Source organism: Stenotrophomonas sp. STEN033, assembly GCF_056856655.1.
Genome location: NZ_JBXFWM010000007.1, coordinates 98,318 through 108,442 on the forward strand (window position 1 = coordinate 98,318; position 10,125 = coordinate 108,442).

Annotated in this window: 11 protein-coding genes; all 11 read left to right on the forward strand. The window is 65.0% G+C overall.

Annotated features, from left to right (window positions below; genetic code table 11):
• Positions 1-11: 11 nt before the first annotated feature.
• The 11 genes from AC1VXC_RS04515 (at position 12) to pal (ending at position 9,961) form a co-directional block, all read left to right on the forward strand.
• Entirely contained in the window at positions 12-743 is a 732-nt protein-coding gene (locus tag AC1VXC_RS04515) for a YebC/PmpR family DNA-binding transcriptional regulator (RefSeq protein WP_313174366.1), read from the forward strand.
• A gap of 73 nt (positions 744-816) precedes the next feature.
• The gene (gene ruvC / locus AC1VXC_RS04520; RefSeq protein ID WP_481527713.1) at positions 817-1,338 is read left to right on the forward strand and encodes a crossover junction endodeoxyribonuclease RuvC; all 522 of its coding nucleotides are present in this window, start codon (positions 817-819) and stop codon (positions 1,336-1,338) included.
• Between the two features lie 10 nt (positions 1,339-1,348).
• On the forward strand, positions 1,349-1,936 hold the full coding sequence (ruvA, locus tag AC1VXC_RS04525; RefSeq protein WP_303747170.1) for a Holliday junction branch migration protein RuvA: 588 nt from the start codon (positions 1,349-1,351) through the stop codon (positions 1,934-1,936).
• A gap of 35 nt (positions 1,937-1,971) precedes the next feature.
• Entirely contained in the window at positions 1,972-3,891 is a 1,920-nt protein-coding gene (locus AC1VXC_RS04530) for a potassium transporter Kup (protein WP_313174362.1), read from the forward strand.
• A gap of 223 nt (positions 3,892-4,114) precedes the next feature.
• Positions 4,115-5,161, forward strand: coding sequence for a Holliday junction branch migration DNA helicase RuvB (gene ruvB, locus AC1VXC_RS04535; RefSeq protein ID WP_313174360.1), 1,047 nt, complete (start codon positions 4,115-4,117; stop codon positions 5,159-5,161).
• Positions 5,151-5,576, forward strand: a complete 426-nt coding sequence (ybgC, locus tag AC1VXC_RS04540; RefSeq protein ID WP_481538046.1) for a tol-pal system-associated acyl-CoA thioesterase — start codon at positions 5,151-5,153, stop codon at positions 5,574-5,576. The genes ruvB and ybgC overlap by 11 nt, the downstream gene beginning before the upstream one ends.
• 20 nt (positions 5,577-5,596) lie before the next feature.
• Entirely contained in the window at positions 5,597-6,379 is a 783-nt protein-coding gene (tolQ, locus tag AC1VXC_RS04545) for a protein TolQ (RefSeq protein WP_481527716.1), read from the forward strand.
• A gap of 38 nt (positions 6,380-6,417) precedes the next feature.
• A complete protein-coding gene (tolR, locus tag AC1VXC_RS04550; RefSeq protein ID WP_057628798.1) occupies positions 6,418-6,846 on the forward strand; it encodes a protein TolR in 429 nt (142 codons plus the stop codon).
• Positions 6,836-7,903, forward strand: a complete 1,068-nt coding sequence (gene tolA / locus AC1VXC_RS04555) for a cell envelope integrity protein TolA (protein ID WP_313174354.1) — start codon at positions 6,836-6,838, stop codon at positions 7,901-7,903. Before tolR ends, tolA begins: the two co-directional genes overlap by 11 nt.
• A gap of 157 nt (positions 7,904-8,060) precedes the next feature.
• Positions 8,061-9,380 (forward strand): Tol-Pal system beta propeller repeat protein TolB, encoded by a 1,320-nt coding sequence (tolB, locus tag AC1VXC_RS04560; RefSeq protein WP_313174353.1) that lies wholly within the window; start codon positions 8,061-8,063, stop codon positions 9,378-9,380.
• A 62-nt stretch (positions 9,381-9,442) separates the two neighbouring features.
• Positions 9,443-9,961 (forward strand): peptidoglycan-associated lipoprotein Pal, encoded by a 519-nt coding sequence (gene pal, locus AC1VXC_RS04565; RefSeq protein ID WP_057628800.1) that lies wholly within the window; start codon positions 9,443-9,445, stop codon positions 9,959-9,961.
• Positions 9,962-10,125 lie beyond the last annotated feature (164 nt).

The window sequence follows — 10,125 nt, forward strand, 5'->3', positions numbered from 1 at the left end:
ACGGTATTCCCATGGGTCGAGGTCCTTCCATCGAAGGCCGCAAAAACGCGAATGACGCGAAGCGCGGCAAGATTTTCACCAAAATCATCCGGGAGATCAGCGTTGCTGCCCGCGGTGGCGGAGGCGACCCAAACAACAACCCGCGCCTGCGCGTGGCGATGGACAAGGGCCTGGCCGCGAACATGACCAAGGACGTCATCGAGCGCGCGATCAAGAAGGCCACCGGTGAGCTGGAAGGCGTCGAGTACGAAGAGGTGCGCTACGAGGGCTATGCCCCGGGCGGCATCGCCGTGATAGTCGACTGCCTGACCGACAACCGCGTGCGCACCGTGGCCGACGTCCGCCATGCCTTCAGCAAGTGCGGCGGCAACATGGGCACCGAAGGCTCGGTGTCGTTCATGTTCAAGCGGCTGGGCGTGCTGAGCTTCGCGCCGGGCGCGGACGAGGAGGCCATCACCGAGGCGGCGATCGAGGCTGGTGCCGACGATATCGCGGTCTATCCGGACGATGGTTCGATCGATGTGATCACCGCGCCGGAGGCGTTCCAGTCGGTCAAGGATGCGATGATCGCCGCCAAGCTGGTGCCGGATCACAGTGAGATCACCTTCCGTGCCGACAACGACGTTGCCGTCGATGCCGATACCGCCGTGCAGGTGAAGAAGCTGCTGGACATGCTCGAAGACCTGGACGATGTGCAGGACGTGTATTCCAACGTCGACCAGGCAGGCCTGGAGCGGGTCTGACGACCCGCCCGGTCCCACCGGGTGAGACGGCGTCCGGCCATGCTGGGCGCCGTTTTTTACTGATAGAGGCAGCATGACCCGCATCCTTGGCATTGACCCGGGTTCGCAACGCACCGGTGTCGGCATCATCGACATCGACGCCAGCGGCCGCGCCCGCCATGTCCATCACGCACCGCTGGTGCTGCTGGGTGCGGCGGATTTCCCGCAGCGCTTGCGCTTGCTGGCGCATGGGCTGCATGCCTTGATCGAGGAGTTCCAGCCGCAGGAAGTGGCGATCGAGAAGGTGTTCATGGCCAAGAACGCCGACTCGGCATTGAAGCTGGGCCAGGCGCGCGGCGCCGCGGTGTGTGCGGTGGTGATGCGCGACCTGCCGGTCAGCGAATACGCCGCCACCGAGATCAAGCTGGCCGTGGTTGGCCGCGGCGGCGCGGAAAAGCAGCAGGTGCAGCATATGGTGGGTTTGATGCTGAACCTGCAGGGCAAATTACAGGCAGACGCCGCCGATGCACTGGCGGTGGCCATCACCCATGCGCATGTCCGCGCCACGGCCAACCGGCTGGGAGTGGATGTGCGCCAGGCTTGGAGTCGTAAATGAGGTATTTCGCATGATCGGTCGCCTGCGCGGCATCCTCGCCTACAAGGCCCCGCCGTGGCTGGTGATTGACGTCAATGGCGTCGGTTATGAGCTGGAGGCGCCTATGAGCACCTTCTATGACCTGCCCGATGTCGGTCGCGAGGTGATCCTGTTCACCCATTACGCACAGAAGGAAGACAGCGTCTCGCTGTACGGCTTCCTGCGCGAGGGCGAGCGCCGGCTGTTCCGCGACGTGCAGAAGGTGTCGGGTATCGGTGCCAAGATCGCGCTGGCGGTGCTGTCCGGGGCCAGCGTCGACGAGTTCGCGCGGCTGATCCAGACCGGCGATGTCACCGCGCTGACCCGCATTCCGGGTATAGGCAAGAAGACCGCCGAGCGTATGGTGGTCGAACTGCGTGACCGCGCAGCCAACTTTACCGGCGGCGGCGCCCCCATTGCCGGCCAGCTGGGCGCCGATGCGGTGTCCGAGGCGACGGTGGCATTGCAGCAACTGGGCTATAAACCGGCAGAGGCCGCCAAGATGGCGCGCGATGCCGGTGCCGAGGGCGATGATGTCGCCACGGTCATCCGCAAGGCGCTGCAGGCAGCGCTGCGTTAACTTCCTCGGCAACATGACGCCAACCTGAGATCGCCATGTCCCACGCTTCTTCCACGTCTGAATCTTCTACTCAAGGCCATGGCCACGGCGGTGCTGCCGGTGGCCTGGCGCTGGTCGTCGGCGCCATCGGCGTGGTGTTCGGCGATATCGGCACCAGCCCGCTGTACACCCTGAAGGAAGCGTTCTCGCCGCATTACGGGCTCAACAGTGACCACGACACCGTGCTGGGCGTGCTGTCGCTGGCGTTCTGGGCCTTGAACATGGTGGTCACGCTCAAGTACGTGACCATCATCATGCGCGCCGACAACGATGGCGAAGGCGGCATCATGGCCTTGATGGCGCTGGCCCAGCGCACCCTGCGGAACGGGTCGCGCTCGGCGTATGTGGTGGGCATCCTCGGTATTTTCGGTGCCTCGCTGTTCTTCGGCGATGGCGTGATTACCCCGGCTATTTCCGTGCTCGGTGCCGTAGAGGGCCTGGAGGTCGCCGCGCCGGGCCTCAGTCATTTCGTGGTGCCTATCACCCTGGTGGTGCTGGCGGCGGTGTTCGCCGCGCAGCGCTTTGGTACCGAGAAAGTGGGCAAGGTGTTCGGGCCGGTGATGACCATCTGGTTCCTGTCGCTGGCCGCCATCGGCATCTGGAACGTGATCGCCGCGCCGGAAGTGCTGAAGGCCTTCAACCCGCTGTGGGCGGCACGCTTCTTTATGGAACATGGCTGGCACGGCGTCTTCATCCTCGGTGCGGTGGTGCTGGCGGTGACCGGCGGCGAGGCGCTTTACGCGGACATGGGCCACTTCGGTGCGCCGCCGATCCGTCATGCCTGGTATTTCTTCGTGCTGCCGTGCCTGGTGCTCAACTACCTCGGGCAGGGGGCGCTGGTGCTGCAGCGGCCCGACGCGGTGGCCAATCCGTTCTTCGAGGCGGTGCCACAGTGGGCGTTGATCCCGATGATCCTGCTGGCGACGGCGGCAGCGGTGATCGCCAGCCAGTCGGTGATCACCGGTGCGTTCTCGGTCTCGCGCCAGGCCATGCAGCTGGGTTACATCCCGCGCATGCGCATCCTGCATACCTCGCACGACACCATCGGCCAGATCTATATCCCCGGCATCAACTGGGGCCTGGCGGTGATGGTGTTCGGGCTGGTGCTGGCCTTCCGCAGCTCGAGCAACCTGGCCGTGGCCTACGGCATCTCGGTGTCGGGCACGATGCTGATCGACACCTTGCTGTTGGCGCTGGTGGCGCGTGTGCTGTGGCCGCGTGCGCGCCACGCCATCATTGCCCTGTGCGTGGTGTTCCTGGTGATCGACCTGGGCTTCGTGATCGCCAACGGTGCCAAGCTGCTGCAGGGCGCCTGGTTCCCGCTGGTGCTTGGCCTGGTGCTGTTCACGATGATGCGCACCTGGCGCCGTGGTCGCGAGCTGCTGCGTGACGAGATCCGCAAGGACGGTATCCGTCTGGACACGTTCCTGCCGGGCCTGATGCTGGCGCCGCCAGTGCGGGTGCCGGGTACGGCGGTGTTCCTGACCGCCGACCCAAGCGTGGTGCCACATGCGTTGATGCACAACCTCAAGCACAACAAGGTGCTGCACGAGCGCAATGTGTTCCTGCACGTGGAAACGCTGCCCATGCCATACGCGGCCGAAGGCCAGCGCCTGCGCATCGATTCGGTCGGCGATGAGTTCTACCGCGTCCATGTGCGCTATGGCTTCATGGAAACCCCGGATATCCCGCTGGCGCTGATGCGCTCCTGCGACCATGGCGGCATCTATTTCGACCCGATGGATACCACCTTCTTCGCCAGCCGCGAGACCATCGTGGCCAGCGCCAACCGTGGCATGCCGATCTGGCGCGACAAGCTGTTCGCCTTCATGCATCGCAACGCGGCGCCTGCCACCGGCTTCTTCCGGATCCCCGGTAACCGCCTTGTCGAGCTGGGGGCGCAGGTGGAAATCTGAAGGGCAGTAGTGAGTGAAGAGGAGTGAGCAGCGAGAAAGGGCTGAAGCACGCCCTTTCTGTTGCCGCTGGGTTGTCGCGCAGGTTGGCGACAACGCCTTGGAAAGCATGGGCAGACCATTGCAGCCCGCTTTCTCTTGCTTCTCACTCCTCTTCACTCACTTCTCGTCCCTCCTCCTCCCAAACAAACTCCTATTTCCGTATGGCTGGACGTAACATAGTCGGATGACTGACGACCGCATCATCGGCGCCGGCGCCACCCGTGAGGATGACGCCGCCGACGCCAGCATCCGCCCGCGCAGCCTGACCGACTACCTCGGCCAGGCCCCGGTGCGCGAGCAGATGGATATCTACATCCAGGCCGCCAAGGCCCGTCGCGAGGCGTTGGACCATGTGCTGATCTTCGGCCCGCCCGGGCTGGGCAAGACCACGCTGAGCCACGTGATCGCCAACGAGCTGGGCGTGGCGCTGCGCGTCACCTCGGGCCCGGTGATCGAAAAAGCCGGCGATCTGGCCGCGCTGCTGACCAACCTGCAGCCGCATGACGTGTTGTTCATCGATGAAATCCACCGTCTTTCGCCGGTGGTCGAGGAAGTGCTGTACCCGGCGATGGAAGATTTCCAGATCGACATCATGATCGGCGACGGCCCGGCCGCGCGCTCGATCAAGCTCGATCTGCCACCGTTCACCCTGATTGGCGCCACCACCCGTGCCGGCCTGCTGACCGCGCCGCTGCGCGACCGCTTCGGCATCGTGCAGCGGCTCGAGTTCTATTCGGCCGAGGAGCTGACCCGCATCGTGCGGCGTTCGGCAGGCATCCTCGGCATTGATTGCAGCGCCGAAGGTGCCGGCGAGATCGCCCGCCGTTCCCGTGGCACCCCGCGTATCGCCAACCGCCTGCTGCGGCGCGTGCGTGACTATGCCCAGGTCAAGGCCGGCGGGCATATCGACCAGACGGTGGCGCAGGCGGCGATGCAGATGCTCAAGGTCGATCCGGAAGGCTTCGACGAGCTGGACCGGCGCATGCTGCGGACCCTGGTGGAGTACTTCGATGGCGGCCCGGTCGGGGTCGAATCGATGGCCGCGGCGCTTTCCGAGGAGCGCGGCACCCTGGAAGACGTGGTCGAGCCGTTCCTGATCCAGCAGGGCTTCCTGGTGCGTACCGCCCGCGGGCGCATGGCCACCAGCAAGGCCTACCGCCATCTGGGCCTCAAACCCAAGGCGGCACCGGCGCCTGTGGACCTGTTCGCGGAGCAACGCGATGACGAATGAGTCTCGGTTCAGTTGGCCGACACGCATTTACTGGGAAGATACCGACGCTGGCGGCGTGGTGTACCACGCCCGCTACGTGGCCTTCATGGAGAGGGCAAGGACCGAATGGATGCGCGCCCTCGGCTATGGTCAGGAAGCCATGCGTTGCGGTGACGGCCAGGTATTCGTGGTCCGTGCCATGAGCCTGGATTTCCTGAAGCCGGCCAAGCTGGACGATGCGCTGACCACCACGGTGGAACTGCTGCAATGCCGGCGGGCCAGCCTGCTGATGGCGCAGGCGGTGATGCGCGATGACCAGGTGCTGGCAACGGCGCAGGTCCGCCTCGCCGCCGTCGGTGCCCGCGACTTCCGTCCGCAGGCGCTCGATGACACGCTTTACGCAGTACTGAAACCCCTTCAAACACAACCCGCTTAAGCAACACTGAGGAAGATCGGATGATCGCTTTGCTTCTGGCCCTGCAGGCCACCGTGACCGAGGTCCTGCCGGCCGACGTCAGCGCCGCTGCCGCGCAGACCGTGGCGCAGGCCAGCCATGGCGGCGGCATCAATTACCTGGACCTGATGCTCAAGGCCAGTATCCCGGTCAAGCTGATCGTGCTGCTGCTGCTGGCCGGCTCGTTCATCAGCTGGGTGATCATTTTCCGCAAGGCACGCGTGTTCAAGGCCGCCGACAACGAGGCCAGCGAGTTCGAGAACCGCTTCTGGTCCGGCGCCGACCTGGGCAAGCTGTACGCCTCGGCGACCGATCGCAACCGCCAGGTGGATGGCCTGGAAGCCATCTTCGAGTCCGGATTCCGCGAATACACCCGCCTGCAGGGTCGCCGCGCCTTCGACGGCCGCACCCAGCTGGAAGGCGCGCAGCGCGCCATGCGCACCACCTACGCCCGCGAAGTGGACGGGTTGGAGCGCAACCTGGAATTGCTGGCCAATATCGGTTCCACCGCCCCGTACGTGGGTCTGGTCGGCACCGTGTTCGGCATCATGGTGACGATGCACGACATGATCAGCAGCGGTGAGCAGGCCGGTATCGCCTCGGTTGCGCCGGGTATTTCCGAAGCCCTGTTCGCCACCGCGATCGGCCTGTTCGTGGCGATCCCGGCGGTGTGGGCCTACAACCGCTTCACCACCCGCGTCGAGCGGTTGTCGGTGCGCTATGAAACCTTCGCCGAGGAGTTCAGCTCCATCCTGCAGCGCCAGCAGAGCGGCAGCGACGAGTAAGTGCGCCAGCGCCTTCCTCTGACCGCAGGAGCCCAACCATGACCGCCGCCATTCCCCGCCGCAAGCGCCGCAAGCTCAAGTCCGAGATAAACGTCGTGCCGTATATCGACGTGATGCTCGTGCTGCTGATCATCTTCATGGTGACCGCGCCGCTGCTGACCCTCAGTTTCGAGGTCGACCTGCCCAGTTCCACCGCCAAGGCGCTGGAAAGCAAGCAGGACCCGATCGTGGTCTCGGTGCGCGCCGATGGCCAGATGAGCCTGAAGCTGCCCGAAGCCAAGGATCCGCAGGCGATGGACGCCGCTGCGCTGCAGGCGCAATTGGGCGCCTTGGCCTCGCAGGACAAGGAACTTCGCGTGATCGTGGCCGCCGACAAGAGCGTGGCCTATGAAAAGGTCATGGATGCCATGGACGTGATCAAGGCTGCGAAGATTGAAAAGGTGGGTCTGGCGACCGATGCACGCTGACGTACTGCCACCGCCGCACGACAACCGCAACGAGTGGGGCCTGCCAGTCGTATTGGCCCTGCTGGTGCACCTGTTGGTGGCGGCGATCTTCATCTTTGCCTGGCTGTGGTCGCCTTCGCGCAACACCGAGGCGGCCGCTGGCGACCCTGCGCTGGAAGCCAACATGCAGCTGTCCGCCGCCGAAGCTTCGGCGGCGCGGCAGGCCCTGCAGGCCTCGGAGAAGCTGCCGGACCTGCCTGAGCCGGTGGAAGAAGCCCAGCCCGAGCCGGTGCCGGAAGACACCGTGCCGCCGCCGCAGCCCATCCCCGAGCCCAAGCCGCAGGACGCGCCGACCCCGCAACAGCACAACGCCCAGGAGCGCATCGCCCAGCCCGATACGGTGGACCAGGAGCGCGTCAGTGCCTTGGCCATTTCCCAGGAAAAGGCCAGGCAGGAGCAGGAAGCCAAGCGCCGCCAGGAGCAGATCGACCTGACCGAGCGCAAGCGCGTGGAAGAGGCTGAGCAGAAGCTGCGCTTGGCCAAGCAGCAGGAAGAGGCCGACCGCAAGAAGATAGCCGACCAGCAACGCCAGGCCAGTGAGGCCCAGGCCGAGCAGGAGCGCCAGCAGAAGATCGCCGAGATCCGCCGCAAGCGCGAGCAGGCCGAGCGCGAGGCCAAGCTGGCCGAGCAGCGCCTGCGTCAGGTGGCCGATGCCCGCGCCCGCGCGCAGGCTACCTCCACCAGCAGTGGCAACAGCGGGCCGAGCACGCCGTCGCCGGGGCAGGGCGGCACCAGCAATGACCTGACCGCCAAGTATGCTGCTGCCATCCAGCAGGCCGTGGTTGCGCAGTGGAACCGGCCGGACAATGTCGCCAATGGCACGCGCTGCCGGATCCTGATCAAGCAGCTGCCGGGCGGCGAGGTGATGAGTGCCGAGGTGCAATCGGGTTGCGCCATGGACGCGGCCGCACGGGATTCGATCGAGCGGGCCGTGCTAAGGGCGCAGCCGCTGCCTTTCCGTGGCTACGAAACGGTATTCCGGCGCGAGCTGATGTTTACGTTCACCGCCCAGAATTGAGCGGTAGCTCCGCCGGGCATGCTGTTGGTTTCACTGGAAATTTATTATTTGGGGAAAACGCAGGCAGATTTCACATGACTTTCGTTCACGATTGCGAAAATGTTCATCTGCCTGCTGCTATCCCTCTTTCATATTCACTCGTACTGCTGAGCGCCTCATGAAGAATCTGTCACGCTGGCTGGTCGCCCTCACCGTTCTGCTGTTGCCTTTCATGGCTGCGGCACAGCAGGGGGCATTGGAAATCGAAATCACCGGTGGCAACGCCTCGGCCACGCCGATCGCGGTTGTACCGATGGCCTACCAGGGCTCGGCCGGTGCGCCGCAGACCGATGTGGCCGCCGTGGTGCGCGCCGACCTGGACCGCTCCGGCCAGTTCCGCAACCTGCCCGAAGCGCAGATCGTCGAACGTCCCAGCCGCGGCAGCGAGGTCCAGTACCCGACCTGGCGCGCGCTGAAGCAGGATTTCCTGGTCGTTGGCCGGGTGCAGGACGCCGGTGCCGGCGCCTATCGCGTGGAATACGAATTGTTCGACGTGGCCAAGGGCGAGCGCCTGCTCGGCCTGGCGATGACTGCACGTTCCAGCGCCATGCGTGATGTCGCCCACCAGATGGCCGATGCGATCTACGAGAAGATCACTGGTGTGCGTGGTGCGTTCTGGACCCGCATCGCCTACATCACCGCCAGCGGCAGCGGCGCCAACATGCGCTACGCGTTGATGGTGGCCGATTCCGACGGTTACAGCCCGCAGACCATCGTGCGCTCGGCCGAGCCGCTGCTGTCGCCGAGCTGGAGCCCGGACGGCCGCAAGCTGGCCTATGTCAGCTTCGAGCGCGGCAATTCCTCGATCTATGTGCAGGACATCGCTACCGGTGGCCGTGAGCTGCTGACCAGCTTCCGTGGCATCAACAGCGCGCCGTCGTTCTCTCCGGACGGCCGTCGCCTGGCGCTGGCCCTGTCGCGCAGCGGCAACCCGGAAATCTACGTGATGGACCTGGGCAGCAAGCAGCTGACCCAACTCACCAACCATTTCGGCATCGATACCGAGCCGACCTGGGCCGCCGATGGCAGCTCGGTCTACTTCACCTCCGATCGCGGCGGTCGCCCGCAGATCTACCAGGTGCCGGCCTCGGGTGGTAGCGCCAGCCGCGTGACCTTCCAGGGCAACTACAATGCCAAGGCCAGCGTCTCCTTCGATGGCAAGAAGATTGCCGTCGCCCAGGGCGCGGGCAGCAGCTACAAGATCGCGGTGATGGACAGCAGCCTGGGGGCGGCGCGCTGGAGCACGCTGTCGCCGGGTTCGCTGGACGAATCGCCGAGTTTTGCGCCCAATGCGAGCATGGTGCTGTACGCCGCTCGTGAAGGTGGGCGTGGTGTGCTGTATGAAGTATCCGCCGACGGCCGGGTGCGTCAGCGCTTGGTATTGGCCGATGGCGATGTACGCGAACCAGCATGGGGTCCGTACCGCACTGCGCGTTGATAAAATGTTAATCTCTCCACGCATTAATCCCCAACATTGGCCAGGAGCCACTAGGTATAGCCATGAACAAGTCAACTCGTGTTTTGCTCGTTTCGCTGCTGTCGGTAGCCGCGCTCGCTGGTTGCTCGAAGAAGGTCAAGGAACAGCCGGCACAGCCGCCGGTTGATACCGGTTCGACCACCCAGCCGACCGCTCCGTCGACCTCCGGCCTGTACGGCCCGGGCGACCTGGATACCGACGCGTGCCTGCGTCAGCGCGTTGTCTACTTCGACCTGGACCAGGATTCGGTCAAGCCGGAATTCCAGGCCATCATGGCTTGCCACGCCAAGTACCTGCGTGACCGTCCGTCCTCGCGCATCACCCTGCAGGGCAACACCGACGAACGCGGCAGCCGCGCTTACAACCAGGCCCTGGGCGAGCGTCGTGGCAACGGCGTGAACTCGGCTCTGCAGGCCAACGGTGGCTCGGCTTCGCAGCTGACCGTCGTGTCCTACGGCGAAGAGCGTCCGGTCTGCACCGATTCGAACGAGTCCTGCTGGTCGCAGAACCGTCGCGTCGAAATCGTCTACACCGCGCAGTAATCGATGCGCATCAGCCTCAAACTGATGCTCGTGGCCGCGGGGGCCCGGGGGGGGGGGGCCCCCCCCGCAAGAAACACGGCCCAGAAGGGGGGGCCGGGGTGGGGGTGTGGGAAGCCAGGAGAACAAAAAACAACCCCAAAACAACACGACACACACCAACACAC